Annotated in this window: 11 protein-coding genes; 5 read left to right on the plus strand and 6 right to left on the minus strand. The window is 63.2% G+C overall.

Annotated elements, in window-relative coordinates; genetic code table 11:
* Positions 1-21 precede the first annotated feature (21 nt).
* Genes OEG82_RS22365 through OEG82_RS22375 form a run of 3 tightly spaced genes read left to right on the plus strand, consistent with a single transcriptional unit; the run spans position 22 to position 4,590 of the window.
* Positions 22-1,962 carry a D-apionate lactonase family protein gene (locus tag OEG82_RS22365; RefSeq protein WP_267614556.1) on the plus strand — a complete coding sequence of 647 codons (1,941 nt, stop codon included), beginning with the start codon at positions 22-24 and terminating at the stop codon, positions 1,960-1,962.
* 5 nt (positions 1,963-1,967) lie between these two features.
* Complete coding sequence (locus OEG82_RS22370; protein WP_267614557.1) at positions 1,968-3,242, plus strand: ribulose-bisphosphate carboxylase large subunit family protein; 1,275 nt, start codon at positions 1,968-1,970, stop codon at positions 3,240-3,242.
* Position 3,243: 1 nt separating this feature from the next.
* Positions 3,244-4,590, plus strand: a complete 1,347-nt coding sequence (locus OEG82_RS22375; RefSeq protein ID WP_267614558.1) for a four-carbon acid sugar kinase family protein — start codon at positions 3,244-3,246, stop codon at positions 4,588-4,590.
* 147 nt (positions 4,591-4,737) lie between these two features.
* Here the strand turns inward: OEG82_RS22375 and OEG82_RS22380 are convergent, their stop codons facing one another.
* Both OEG82_RS22380 and OEG82_RS22385 read right to left on the minus strand, forming a co-directional pair.
* Entirely contained in the window at positions 4,738-5,643 is a 906-nt protein-coding gene (locus tag OEG82_RS22380; RefSeq protein WP_267614559.1) for a VOC family protein, read from the minus strand.
* A gap of 59 nt (positions 5,644-5,702) precedes the next feature.
* A complete protein-coding gene (locus OEG82_RS22385) occupies positions 5,703-6,131 on the minus strand; it encodes a DoxX family protein (protein ID WP_267614560.1) in 429 nt (142 codons plus the stop codon).
* Between the two features lie 131 nt (positions 6,132-6,262).
* Here OEG82_RS22385 and OEG82_RS22390 point away from each other — a divergent pair, with 131 nt between their 5' ends.
* A complete protein-coding gene (locus tag OEG82_RS22390) occupies positions 6,263-7,168 on the plus strand; it encodes a LysR family transcriptional regulator (protein ID WP_267614562.1) in 906 nt (301 codons plus the stop codon).
* A 52-nt stretch (positions 7,169-7,220) separates the two neighbouring features.
* On the opposite strand, the gene OEG82_RS22395 is transcribed toward OEG82_RS22390, so the two are convergent.
* The 4 genes from OEG82_RS22395 to OEG82_RS22410 all read right to left on the minus strand — a co-directional run bounded on the left by OEG82_RS22395 (position 7,221) and on the right by OEG82_RS22410 (position 12,608).
* Positions 7,221-8,144: a ketopantoate reductase family protein gene (locus OEG82_RS22395; RefSeq protein ID WP_267614563.1), complete on the minus strand. Its 924-nt coding sequence runs from the start codon at positions 8,142-8,144 to the stop codon at positions 7,221-7,223.
* Between the two features lie 110 nt (positions 8,145-8,254).
* Positions 8,255-9,427: an alpha-hydroxy acid oxidase gene (locus tag OEG82_RS22400; protein WP_267614564.1), complete on the minus strand. Its 1,173-nt coding sequence runs from the start codon at positions 9,425-9,427 to the stop codon at positions 8,255-8,257.
* Between the two features lie 2 nt (positions 9,428-9,429).
* Positions 9,430-11,139 carry a thiamine pyrophosphate-requiring protein gene (locus OEG82_RS22405; RefSeq protein WP_267614566.1) on the minus strand — a complete coding sequence of 570 codons (1,710 nt, stop codon included), beginning with the start codon at positions 11,137-11,139 and terminating at the stop codon, positions 9,430-9,432.
* A 20-nt stretch (positions 11,140-11,159) separates the two neighbouring features.
* Complete coding sequence (locus OEG82_RS22410) at positions 11,160-12,608, minus strand: aldehyde dehydrogenase (protein ID WP_267614568.1); 1,449 nt, start codon at positions 12,606-12,608, stop codon at positions 11,160-11,162.
* A gap of 375 nt (positions 12,609-12,983) precedes the next feature.
* Here OEG82_RS22410 and OEG82_RS22415 point away from each other — a divergent pair, with 375 nt between their 5' ends.
* On the plus strand, positions 12,984-14,018 hold the full coding sequence (locus OEG82_RS22415; protein ID WP_267614570.1) for a TRAP transporter substrate-binding protein: 1,035 nt from the start codon (positions 12,984-12,986) through the stop codon (positions 14,016-14,018).
* The last annotated feature ends 24 nt before the right edge of the window (positions 14,019-14,042 follow it).

The raw sequence follows: 14,042 nt of genomic DNA on the forward strand, positions 1-14,042 counted from the left end.
CGATCACAAAGGACCGACAGCTTGCATTCGACCAACCGCCAGATCTTCGAGACCGGGACCACCCAGCCGCGCCCTGCCCGGCAGTCCGTCACCGCCGGCCACATCACCGCTGTCATCGACGCCGGCGCCTTGCGGCAGATCAGCTTCGGTCCGGTCGAGCTGGTCCGCCAGATCGATTTCCCTGTCCGCGACGAGAACTGGGCGACGCTTCAGCCGGATGTCACATCGGAAACGCTCGAAGATACGCCCGGCGGATTCCGCTTTGAGCGCCATTTTGAAGTTGCCGATGGCGCGCTGTCCTGCCGCGTGATCTTCGAAGCGCATGAGGATGGCACGGTAACCGCCACCGGCGAGGCCACGGCCCGGCGCAGCTTCATCACCAACCGCACGGGTTTCACCGTGCTGCACCCGCTCTCGGGCGTAACCGCCAATCCGGTGACCGTGACAACGCCGGCAGGCGAGCAGCAGCGCAGGACGATGCCCGATGCGATTTCACCGGGACAGCCGATCTTTGACATCGCCGGCCTCGGTTTCGACATTCATGGTGTCAGTCTGAAGATCGAATTCGAAGACGACGTGTTCGAGATGGAGGATCAGCGCAACTGGTCGGACGCCTCCTTCAAGACCTATTCCCGCCCGCTTGCCTTGCCCTTTCCCTATGAGATCGAAGCCGGCGCCACGGTTCGCCAGACAATTCGGCTGCGCATATCCGGTGACGCCGCTGCGGCTGCGACGGATTCCGGGACCCCGGCGATCAGGCTCGGTCCGCCGATGGACGAACCCGTCCCGGAGCTGTTGCTTGTGGCCCAGGCCGACTGGCTTCCTTCCGCAGACGAAACCAGGCTTCTGGCGCAAGGCAGGTTCAAGAGCCTGGTGCTGCGCACCGGCCCTGAAACCGCGGACGCCGATATCGCTGCCGCAGCCCGAGCACTTGATGCCACCGGTGGATGGCTGGATCTCGAAATCATCCTGGACGGCGACCGTCCCGCCGGTCCGCAATTGGACCGCGTGGTCTCGGCCTGCCTCAAGGCCGGCATCGCACCCCGCCACGTCACCGCCCTGCCCTCGGCCTATCTTATGAGCCACCAGCCCACCGCCCCCTGGCCAGACGGCCTCACACCTTCAGAAGCTTGCGAGGCCGCGCAACATGCCTTTCCCGATGCCCGGACCGGCTGCGGCATGCTGACCAATTTCACCGAGTTCAACCGCTGCCCGCCCGATCCCGGGCTGGCGGAATTCATCACCCACGGCAATGCCGCCACCGTCCACGCCGCCGATGACTGGAGCGTTGTCCAGACGCTGGAAACCCTGCCCGACATCTTTCGCAGCGCGCGCGCCATTGGCGGCGAGCATGGATACCGGCTTGGCCTGACCGCAATCGGGATGCGCTCCAACCCCTATGGCAAGGCAGTGTCGCCGAACCCCGAGCAACTGCGCCTGACAATGGCCACCTGGGATCCGCGCGCCCGCGCCCTGTTCGGTGCTGCCTGGGCGGTCGCGGCGCTGGCGCGGACGGAAGGCTTCGAGGTCGGGGCGATGGCGCTCGCAGCCCCTGTTGGCCCTTTTGGCGTCCTGTCGCGAGCCGGCCCTGTCGCCCGGCCCTGGTATGACGATCATCCCCAGGCAAGTGTCTATCCGATCTTTCACGCCCTGAGTTTCATCGCCGAGGGCGGTCTGCGCTACCGGGTGTTCGGCGTGCCGGAAGGAGTGCATGTCATTGCCTTTGCCACAAGAACCGCAACACGGCTGCTGATTGCCAACCCATCCGACACCCCGCGTCAGGTCCGCCTTGCCGAAACCGGCCGTGGCGCGACACTCGATGCGGAGAGTTTCGAGGCGGCCGCGTGCGATCCCGCATGGTTCGACAACAGCTCTGCGCCGCTGCCATCGCGGTCGCTCATTCTTCAGCCCTCGGCGATCCTGTTTCTTGAAACCGATGCCATCGAGACACCAGCAAAGTGAGTGCCATGCCTGATCCAGTTCGCATTGAGGCCGACTACCTCATCGAGACCGCTTTCGATCCGCGTCAGGCCGCCGAAATCATGGCGGGAGAGCAGTCCTCGGGAACCTTTGTCGCGGTACCCGGAGAAACCCCGGAGTTGAAGGCCCGCGCAGCCGCCCGGGTGGAGAGGCTGGACCTGGTGGACGAAGTCGCTGCACCCTCGCTTCCCGGCGCGGGCAAGCCGGCGGGATCGAAGCCGGTTTATCGCCGTGCCGTCGTCACCTTGTCCTGGCCCATGGACAATATCGGCCCGTCGCTGCCCAATCTGGTGGCGACGATTGCCGGCAACCTGTTCGAGCTCAAGCAGTTTTCGGGCCTGCGGCTCCTGGATCTGCGCTTACCCTCGTCATTTGCGCAGAAATATCCCGGCCCGAAATTCGGCATCGACGGCACCCGCCGGCTTTCGGGCGTGCATGGCCGCCCCTTGATCGGAACCATCATCAAGCCCAGCGTCGGATTGTCGGCCGAAGCCACCGGCGAGCTCGTCGGAACGCTTGCGGATGCCGGGATCGATTTCATCAAGGATGACGAGCTTCAGGCCGATGGTCCGGCCTGCCCGTTCGAGGACCGGGTGAGGGCCGTCATGGCTGCGGTGAACCGTGCCGCCGACCGGACCGGCAAGAAGACCATGGTCGCCTTCAACCTTACCGGCGAGATTGACGAAATGCGCCGCCGCCATGATTTCGTGCTGGCCCAAGGCGGGACCTGCGTCATGGCAAGCGTTCTGGCGGTCGGCCATGCCGGCATGATAGAACTTGCCCGCCACACCGAATTGCCCATCCACGGCCATCGCGCCGGCTGGGGCGCCCTGAGCCGCAATCCCGGCCTTGGCTGGTCGTTCCCTGCCTGGTCGAAACTTTGGCGGCTTACCGGGTGCGACCACCTGCACGTCAACGGGCTCGCCAACAAGTTCAGCGAATCCGATGAAAGCGTCATCACCTCTGCCCGCTCTCTGGCCGAGCCGCTGTTTGAACACGCGCCGATGACCACCGTGCCGGTGTTTTCGTCCGGTCAGACCATCCGCCAGGCGGCAGGCACATGGGCGGCGGTCAAGTCGCCCGACCTGATCTACACTGCCGGCGGCGGGGTGGTCGCCCATCCGCTGGGGATCGCCGCCGGTGTCGAGGCGCTGGTCGAAGCCTGGAATGCGGCCATGGCCGGCGTGGCGATCGAGACCCATGCCCAGGGCAATGCAGCCCTTGCCGCCTCACTTGATGCCTATCCGGCGCAAGGAGCCTGAAGTGAGCGATCCGCTTCTGGCATTTTACGGCGACGATTTCACCGGATCTTCGGCTGTCATGGAAGTGCTGTCATTTGCCGGCATTCCGACGGTGATGTTCCTTGAGCCACCGGACGCACAAGAGCTTGCCCGCTTTCCCGATCTTGCCGCCATGGGCATCGCCGGCGTCGCGCGGTCCTGCGATCCGGCCTGGATGGATGAAAACCTTCCGGCGGCGTTTTTGGCGCTGGCGGATTTCGGCGCCCCCATCGTGCATTACAAGGTCTGCTCCACCTTCGATTCGTCGCCCGGTTGCGGATCGATCGGCAAGGCCATCGACATCGGCACGCCGATTGTTGGCGGCAGCTGGCATCCGCTGATCATTGGCGCACCGGCGATCCGGCGCTATCAGGTTTTCGGCAACCTGTTTGCCGGAATGGATGACGGCGTCTACCGGCTCGACCGGCATCCGGTGATGAGCCGCCATCCGGCCACCCCGATGGACGAGGCCGATCTCCGGCTGCATCTGTCGCGCCAGACCGATCGCAGCATCGGCCTTGTCGACCTGGCACGGATCAAGTCCGGACAGGCCGACCGCGCGCTTGCAGAGCAGATCGACCGCGGCGCCGAAATCATCGCCATTGACGTTCTCGACGACGAGACGCTGAGCGAAGCCGGAAGGCTGTTGTGGAACGAGGGACGAGGCCCGGTATTTGCCATCGGGTCTCAGGGGGTGGAATATGCACTGGTGGCCCATTTGCGCGCCATCGGGCGGCTTCCGGCGGGTTTTGAGCCGCCCGGACTGGAACCGGTAGAGCAGATATTCTGCGTGTCTGGCTCGTGCTCCTCCATCAACAGCGCGCAAATCGAGGCCGCCGAAGCCCGAGGCTTTCACATCATCGACCTCGATGCCGCAAAGGCCGTCGATCCCCACGCGTGGGGCAATGCCCTAGAGCAGACGCTGCAATCATCGCTCGCATCGCTATCTCAGGGCCGCAATGTTCTCGTCGCCACGGCGCGAGGGCCGGATGCGGCGTCAAACAACCGCCTCACCCGGGCAATTCTCGGTGCAGGGCTTTCCGCCGCAGCGGTCAACACCAGGATCGGTGCCGGGCTCGGGCAACTCGTTGCCGATGTCCGCCGCAAGACACGGTTGCCCCGCGTCGCCGTCGCCGGTGGCGACACCTCCGGTCATGCGATGACCGCGCTCGGCGTGACAGCCCTGTCAGCAGTTGCGCCACTGGCGCCGGGCGCGCCGCTGTGCCGGGTCCATTCCCGAGATCCCGAGATCGACGGCCTGGAAGTGACCCTGAAGGGCGGTCAGATGGGATCCCGGGACTTCTTCAGCCACGCGAAAGACGGGCTGTAGAGCCGCGGCTGCATGCCGACCCAGAAGATGCGATCGGGCATGGACACATCGACGCCCTGCTCGGCCGGCTGCGCAAAAACTGCTGGGAGTGCTGCAGGCGGATTCCACCCTCGACAGCGATGTCCTGAAGCAAGCGCGCGCAATGATTTAGGTCCCGGGGACCGGGATCAGGGTGATCTCGGTTCCGGTCGGATCACGCCCGGTCAGTCCGGATGCCGCCGGTAGCAGGGTCCGGATATCGGCTATCACCGCAGGATCATGGACATGCAAGGCATAGCGGACCAGCCGCGCCATATTCGCGGGCGCCGGCGCGAGGTTGGGCCCGGCCCAGACATTCATCGCCAGCCGGTGGGTATAGGCGGCGCCTGCTCCCATGTCGGCAAAGCCCCAGTTTTCCAGCATCAGATTGCGGGCAAAGCCGATCCCCTCAAACCAGGCCGCAGCCGAATTGAGGTCTGCGACCTTGAAATGCATATGCGCGATGAAAGCGCGACCGGACAATTCCGCCTCGAGATCGGCACCCTCGGCATGGGCCAACTCCGCCCGGACATCCAGAGGCGCCCGTCCATTGTGCGGTTTCCCATCGGCATCGTAAAGAACAAGCCCGCGGGACATGTCGCCAAAACGGCCAAACCGTTCCGGTGTTTCCAGCGCGATCTCGATTTCCAGGCCATCGGGGTCACTGAGATACAGGGCCTTGGACATCAGATGATCGGTCGGCGAGACCGGTATGCGCAGTAAAGCCAGGCGTGCCAGCAGACGGGAGAATTCAGCCTGGTCCGGCATGCCGATGGCCACGTGATACAGTCCCAGATGGCGCGGCCTGACCGGCACCTCCGCGCCGGCATGAAACACGAAAAGCGGTGTTGTCCCGGTTCCCAGGATCGCCCTCTGGCTGTCGTGCTCGATCACGCGCAGTCCGAGCGCGGAGGTCCAGAACGCTACCGTGCGGCCAAGATCGGTGACCTGAAATTCGATCACGCCCCAGGAGAGACGTTCGGAGAGGCCCGCCCTTGCGGTGTGCCTGGCGAGGTCCAGTGCGTCGGTCTGCATTGTCGTGTCCTTTCAACCCCGCGCCCCGGGTCGAAGCCCGGAGCGCCTTGCTGGTTCGCTTAGCCCCGGGGAGCGATCACGGCCTTGCTGCTGCGGCCCCAGATGATCAGCACGGCGAGGCCTAGATAGATCAGGTTGAACGGCAGCGCCGCGAATTCACCGCGATAGGCATGGAACGGGATCGCCAGCACCTGAATGGCCAGCAGGCCCGCGGCTGCATAAATGGTCAGCCTTGGCAGGATGCGAGTCGCGGCGGGCAGAATGAGGCCGATCACGCCAGCAAGTTCGGCAAAGCCAATAAACCGGACCAGGGCCAGAGGCGCGGTTTGAGCCCAGACCAGCCCCATCTGCCCCATCTCGGCCGGCGACAACAGAAGCTTCATATAGACCGACATGCTGTAGAGCAGGGCCAGGGCGATCTGGGCTGCCCAAAGGCCGATGTGCCATTTGGAGTTCGATGGTGCGAGTGTGTCGTGTGTCAGTGTCATGGTCGTCTCCGCTTGATGCGCCCATGCCCCGCGGCAAGGCGTCGTTGATCTGTGAGACGAGATTTATTGGTTTCCGTAGAGAAGATCATCTGTTAGAAATTTGATGTTGAATTTCTTCTGAGTGAACGATCATGGACACACTTCTCAGCCTGCGGGTCCTTGCGGCCGTTGCCGAACAGAAGAGCTTTGCCGCTGTGGCTGAGCGTCTGGGTCTCTCGCCGGCCATGACCAGCAAGCATGTCCAGCATGTAGAGGCCCGGATCGGTGCCCGGCTTCTCAACCGCAACAGCCGCAATGTCAGCCTGACCGAAGCCGGCGCGCGCTATCTCGCAACCGTGCGCCCGCTGATTGAAGGGCTGGATGAGGCCGAGGCGCAATTGTCGGAGACATCGGTTGCGCCAAGGGGCGTGCTGAAGGTCAGCGCGCCGGTCTGGGTCACCAATCCCGCCTTCGCCCGCATCATTGCGGCCTATCGCCTGGAATATCCCGAGGTGACGTTGGATTTCGATCTCAGCGGCCGCATGGTCAATCTGGTGGAAGAGGGACTCGATCTGGCCCTGAGGGTGACCGATACGCTTGGCGAGGGCCTGATCGCGCGTAAACTTGCAGAAGTGCATTTCCCCCTGATCGCCTCGCCCGATTTTCTCGAAAGCTATGGCCGTCCGGCCTCGGTAGTGGACCTCACCGGCGCGCCCTTCCTGACCTATACGCCGATGGCGGCAGGAGGCCGGCTCCGCTACGGCGAAGGTGCGGATGCGATCGACATCCGCTTCAAGCCGGTGCTGCTCAGCGGCAATGAGACGCTGATCCTGATGGGCGCGCGCGAGGGCATGGGCTTTGCCTTCATGCCGCACTGGCTGGTCACCGACGACATTGCCGAAGGCCGGCTGGAGCTTGTCCTTCCCGACACGGCCTGGCCCAGGGTGCCGCTGCGCGCCATCTATCCCGATCGCAGCTATCTGCCGGCCAAAGTCCGCAGCTTCCTCGATTTCCTGGCAGGGCCGAAGGGACTTGGCACCATCCGTCCGCTTTCGTGAACCCTTTGAAACCAAGGCTTGGTGTCAGACCGCGCATCCGCACAGAAAAGGTTCAATCCTGCCGGCCGGACTGATGGGCTGATTTCAGACCGATCAGTGTGGCAAGCGCCGTGTTCAGCGGAACCCCGATCTTGACCGAAGCCGCCTGCCGGACAACTTCGCCGCACAGCGCCTCGATTTCGGTTTGGCGCCCCGCCTCCAGATCCTGAAGCATCGAGGGCTTGTGCTTCTGGTGCTCAGCGAGCGCGACATCGAGGTGCTGATAGACTGCGTCGCGTTCGACTGCAATTGCCTTTGCCCGCGCCACTGCAATGACCTCGTCGGCAATCACCCGGACCAGAGCGCGGCCCTTGGGATCAGCTGCAATCGCGCCAACCGGCCCGGCAATCAGCCCGCAGGTCGCATTCATGGCGCAGTTGAACGCCGCTTTCTGCCATATCTGCAATTCAGCCTCGGCCGAATATTTGAATCCCACCGGCGCAAGCACCTTTGCGATCGCTTCGGCGTCAGCAATCCCCGAATCCAGCAGCGGCTTGAACACGGTCCAGCTTTGCGCGGCCGACGACACATGGCCCGGCCCGACATATCCGCCCGGAATCATGGTGGATCCCATCAGGATCTGCGCCTCCGGAACCTTCCGCGCCACCCGCTGAACGTTGCCCAGCCCGTTTTGGATGGTCAGCACCCGTGCGCCCGAATCGATCACCGGCTGGACCGCGGCCAGCGCCGCATCGGTGTGAAAGATCTTGGTCAGCAGGACAATCAGCTCGACATCCCCCGGACATTCTTCGGGCCGCATGGCGGAGATGGAAATCCTGCGGGAGCCTTCCGGCGTGTCGAGCTGCAGACCCGAACGGTTGATTGCATCAATATGTGCCTGGTTGACGTCAAGCAGGCAGACATCAATACCCTGCTCGGCCATCAGCCCGCCGATCACCGACCCCAGTGCGCCGGCTCCCAAAATCGCGATCCTCATCACCCGTCTCCTCCAGCTCGAAGATTTGGTGCCATCCGCAACGCGCGGTCGCTCCACCTGCTCTGGCAGGCACAGCGACGTGCCGCTGTTCGCTGCCGATGACGATGTCATCAAGCAACCTGCGCGATCTCTGTCCCTTTCGGCTTGACCAGCGCCAATGGCAGATCGGCCGGACGTTCGGCCCCGACCTGTGCCATGACGTTTTCAAGTTCATCGCGCAGGATACGCACGCACAGCTGCGCGGTGTCGTGACCGCCGGCGGCAAGCGCATAGAGAAACGGCCGTCCGAGCATGACGAAATCGGCACCGCTGGCGAGACCCCGGGCAATATCGAGCCCCGAGCGAACACCGCTGTCGAAGATGATGGGAAAATCCTTGCCGACGGCGCCGCGAATGCCCGGCAGCACCGATATCGAAGACGGCGCTGCATCCAGCTGACGCCCGCCGTGATTGGAAACCCAGATCGCATCGGCACCTTCGGCCACTGCCATCCTGGCGTCATCGCATTGCATGATGCCCTTGAGAATGATCTTGCCGGGCCAGATCGCGCGGATGCACTCGACTTCGCTCCATGCCGGTTCGGGATGCAACTGCCTGCCGATTTCCGCCATCCGCTCGGCGGCGGCCACATCGGCAAAATACGGCGTCAGTGTCGCCAGTTCCGGACGTCCGACCTGCAGCACTGCCCGTGTCCAGCTTGGATGCAACAGCGCCTGCAACAGCATTCTGGGGGTGAGCCTCGGCGGCATCTGGAACCCGGCGCGCATCTGCCGTTCGCGCCGCGACATCATCGGCACATCGACGGTCACCACCAGGGTTTCAAAGCCGGCGCCATGAGCGCGGCTCAGGACATCCTTCTGGATCTCCTTGTCGGCCATCGGATAGAACTGGAACCAGCCCCTTCCCCTGGCAATCGGTCCAATGGTTTCCGGCGTCTGCGTGGCGACGCTGGCGAGCGTATAGGGCAGATTGGACTCAGCCGCGATTCCCGCCAGCACTTTTTCACCGCCCGGCCAGATCATGCCAGTCCCACCCACCGGCGCGATGCCGAAGGGCACGCTAAAATCCTGCCCCAGAAACGAGGTACTCAGATCTCGGGTCACTGGCCCGCGCATTGCCCGCGGTGACAATTGCACGCCGGCAAGATCGGCAGCATTGCGCTCCACAGCGTGATCAAGTCCCGTACCCGCTTCCATGAACTCACGCGCAAAAAGCGGCAGCCGCCGCCGCGCTTTCGCACGCAGATCGGATATGGCCGGAAAACTCGAAATCAGCTCTGCCACGCTCAGTCCTTCAGGATGCTGATTTCCAGAAGCGCATGCTGCTTGCGGTCCGAAATCGCTTCCAGTGCGGCTTCAATAGCGCCCGGCACATCCTCTGGCCTGTCGACCCTGCGGGTCCAGGCGCGGCTGGCTTGCGCCACGCAGACAAAATCCGGCGAGGGTTCGAGCGAGGTCAGCGGCACCTCGTTGGACTGCGCCGCATAGCCATTGGGATAGGTGCCGACAACCGACTGGCGCACCGCACCCCATTCGCGGTTGTTGAGCACGATGATCAGCACCGGCAGGCCCAGCGCCTCGGCAATCTGGTGACAGGCGGTGGGATTGGAAAAGATGTAAGAACCATCGCCCATCGTCGCCACGATAATCCGATCGCGGTCCGCCAACTGCCCGCCCATCGCCGCCGGAAAACTCCATCCAAGCCCGCCCGAATGCGGCTCCTGGAAAAAAGCATTGTGGCCCTTGCGCTCGAGCGTGCCGAGTTTGGTGCCGAGTTCGGAATAGACGGTGGATGTCTTGCCCTTCAGTGCCTCTCCAAGACAGGCGCTGACCCATTGCTTGGTGATGCCCTTGGCGGTCGAGGCTTGTGCTTCGGCTGCCTGCCTGTAGCGATTGGCTTGGGCTTTTTCTGCGACATTCGCACGCCGGGCCTTGATCACATCGACGTCGCCGCCAATTCGCGCCATGGCTTCTATCAACGCCGGAATGGTGTCGGCATTCTCGCCCGCAATCGACAGATTTGAGCGGAAATTGCGGATCGGGAAGCGGCTGAACAGCGGATCTGGCCCCATGTTGATGACATGTGCATCGTCAGCCAGCTTGTGCCTGTCGGGCCACCAGGGTGCGAGACTGTCGAGCACCAGAACCACATCGGCCTCAGCCAGCCACGGCCCGGGATCGTCACCGACATGGCAGGGGTGATCGGTATCGATCGCCAGATGCGTTGCCCACCAGGAACACACCGGAATGCCCCATTCTTCGGCCCATTCGCCAAACAGCGCGAAACTGTCGGCGTCGCCGGAACCGCGCTGGGCAATCACCAGCGGGCGCTTGGCCTTGGCCAGAGCCGCGGCGGCAATTTCAATTTCATGAGGCGATGGTCCGGCTTTCGCAGGCTGCATGGTCGAGGCAGCGCTGGTGCCGGCGCGGGGGATTTCCTCGCACAGCGTCTCCCGCGGCAGCGACAGATAGACCGGTCCCTTCGGCGTTGAATTGGCAATCGCAAAGGCCCGGTCGAGCACGCCGGAAATCTGCTCGGGGAACTTGAGCTCGTAGTCCCATTTGCTGGCCTCGCGCACCAGGGCGGTCTGGTCGCGCATTTCCTGGCCCCAGCCGATCGGCACTGTGCGTGCCCCGAAGCGGGTCTCCTCGGTCACCGGCGTGCGCCCCGACATCATCAGCATCGGCACGTGTTCGCAGGCCGCATTGATGGCGCCGGTCGCGCCGTTGGAGAGGCCCACATTGGTATGCAGCATCACCGCCTGGCAGCGGCCCGACATTTCATAATAGCCCATCGCCATCCCCATCGCCGCATGTTCATGCGGGATGACGACGGGCGTCGGCAGCTCGATATTCTTCTGCGCCGCCTCGACCAGACCTTCGACAATCGGCGGAAAATCGGTTCCGGAATTGACGAAGACATAATCGACACCAAGCGCCTTGAGCTTGGTGAAAATGGCGCCGCCCGCCGTGATGACGCTGTCGTCCTGGCTCATGCGTGTCTCCTGACCAACGATCAAATCGGGTAGTGCTGGTTCGGATCCTCGATCGTCACCCAGCGCAGATCGGTGAATTCATAGATCGCCGCCGTGCCGCCGAAACGGCCGTAACCGCTGTTCTTGACGCCGCCGAACGGCATCTGCGCCTCGTCGTGCACGGTCGGACCATTGATGTGGCAGATGCCGCTTTCAATCCGGTCGGCAAAGGCCTGGGCGCGGCGCACATCCTGGCTAAACACCGCAGCCGACAGGCCATATTCGGTGTCATTGGCCATGCGCAACGCCTCCTCCTCGGTATCGAAGCGATAGACGGCCTTGACCGGACCGAAGGATTCCTCGCGGAACAGCCGCATCTCCTCGGTCACACCAGTCAATATGGTCGGCTGATAGATCACGCTGTCGCTTTCGCCGCCGGTCAGCACTGTCGCGCCCTTGGCGACGGCGTCCTTGACCAGCGCATTGAGCCGGGAGGTCGAGGCCATGCCGACGAGCGATCCAAGCGGTCCGTTTTCACGCGGGTCCGCCGCCACCAGCGCCGAAGCCCGTGCTGCGAATTTCTCGGTAAATTCGTCGGCGATGGCGCTGGCAACCAGCACCCGCTCGGTCGACATGCAGATCTGTCCCTGGTTCATGAAGCAGCCGAACACGGCGGCATTGACCGCGCCATCGATATCGGCGTCTTCCAGCACCACCAGCGGTGCCTTGCCGCCAAGCTCGAGCAGCACCGGCTTGAGATATTCGGCCGCGACCTTTGCGATCTCGCGCCCGACACTGGTCGAGCCGGTGAAATTGATCCGCCGCACCGAAGGATGCGCGATCATGGTCCGGACCAGCTCCGCCGCATCCTCGGGAGCATTGGAGATGACGTTGACCACACCGTCTCCGCAGCCGGCCTCATGCAGGCATTCGGCAATCAGCAAATGGGTCATCGGGCAGTTTTCAGAGGATTTCAGCACCACGGTGTTGCCCACCGCCAGCGGCATCGCCAGGGCGCGCACGCCCAGGATCACCGGCGCATTCCATGGCGCCATGCCCAGGCACACGCCGGCCGGCTTGCGCACCGCCATGGCCAGCGAGCCCGGCTTGTTGGACGGAATGATCTCGCCCTTGACCTGGGTGGTCATGGCGGCTGCTTCACGCAGGATCTGCGAGGCCAGCATCACGTTGAACCCGGCCCAGCCGGCGGTGCTGCCGATCTCGGTCTGCATGGCGGCGATGAAGTCCCCGGCCCGTTCCGACAACAGGTCGGCAGCTTTCGACAGAACCGCGCGCCGGTGCGCCGGTGTCGAACTTGACCAGGCCTCAAACGCCTCTGCCGCCGCATTGACCGCAGATTTGGCATCAGCCGTCGTGGCTGCCGCAAACCGCGTTGCCACTTCACCGGTGACCGGGTCCAGGCGCGTGCTCGTCTTCCCGGCGTCAAGGTCGATGTACTTTCCACCGATAAACAATCTTGCGTCGCTCATTGCGTTTCCTCTCCAACTTGTCGCTCGTGACCCGGGCTCCGCCAGCCTCCATCCGGTTCTGGGCAGCCCCTTGCCATGATTTTTCATGATCCCGCGAATCTGCAGATTAGCGATTCCCTTCGGCATGAATAGCATCACCGGGATGATTGTCAGGCCCCTTGTTCCGAAATCCGGTGACCGTGTAACCGGCCGTTCATGCTACAGTGTCACCGACCGGTTCGGAAGTTGACTTCTACCATGTTACACGCAAGAATATTTTATGCTCGAACAGCGTGAGCACGGATTCAGAATCAGGGACGCCCGACAGGCGCACTCTGATCGCGAGGCAGATACGCCAGCCGGAAGGAGCCGGTCTGGCATGATTGGGAGGAAAGCATGAGGAAGATCCTGTCAGCCGCCATGGCTGCACTATTGGCAACGACAACAATGGCCTTTGCCGCGCCAGTGACACTGAAACTGGCGCATTTCTGGCCTATGGGCGCTGGCCCGCACAAGGATTTCACGGTCAACTGGACCAATGAAATCACCGAATGCTCAGGTGGTGAAATCACCTTTGAATTCTACACCGCCGGCACCCAGCTGGGCAATGTCACCAAGCTCGAGGACGTGCTGCGCGCGGGCCTCGTCGATGTGGCGCATGGTCTCAACCATCTGCCGCGCAACCGCTTCACCACGGCAACCATCATGGACACGCCGCTCCTGGCCAAGAGCGCCTATGCCAACTCGATGACGCTGTGGACGCTGTTCGAGGAAGGCCTGATTTCCAAGCCTTATGACGGCATCAAGGTGCTGGCGCTGCACGCGCACAATGCCGGCCTGATCCACACCAAGGAAAAGGCCGTCAAGACCCCCGACGATCTCAAGGGCATGCGTATCCGCGCGCCCTCGCCCGCAGCCGCAATGATGCTCGAGGAGCTTGGTGCGGTTCCGGTCGGCGTGCCACCCGGGGATACCTATGAAGTGATTTCCAAAGGCACGGCGGACGGCACCATCTTCCCGTGGGAAGGCGTGGCGGCGTTCAAGCTTGCCGAGATTCTCGACTACAGCTCCGACCTGAAGCTCAATGCTGCTTCGTTCTGGTTTGCCATGAACGAGAACAAGTACAACAGCCTGAGCGACAGCCAGCGCAAATGCGTCGACGATGCATCCGGCGAAAAACTGGTCAAGCAGACCGGCGCCTATTGGGACACCTGGGACGCCCCGGGCCTCGAGCAGACCAAGGCGGAAGGCAGCGAGATCTTCGTGCCGGACGAGGCCCAGCAGGCGGCCTGGACAGAGGCGATGAAGCCGGTGATTGCCAAATATCACGAGAGCCTCAAGGCAGATGGTTTCGACAATGTCGAGGAAACCTACGCCCGCGCCCAGGAACTCATGGCCGAATATCAGGCCGAGTACGAAGCTCAGAAATAATGATAAACGCCACCCCGGATCGCC

Origin of the sequence: Hoeflea ulvae (genome assembly GCF_026619435.1) — a bacterium.
Taxonomy (GTDB): domain Bacteria; phylum Pseudomonadota; class Alphaproteobacteria; order Rhizobiales; family Rhizobiaceae; genus Hoeflea; species Hoeflea ulvae.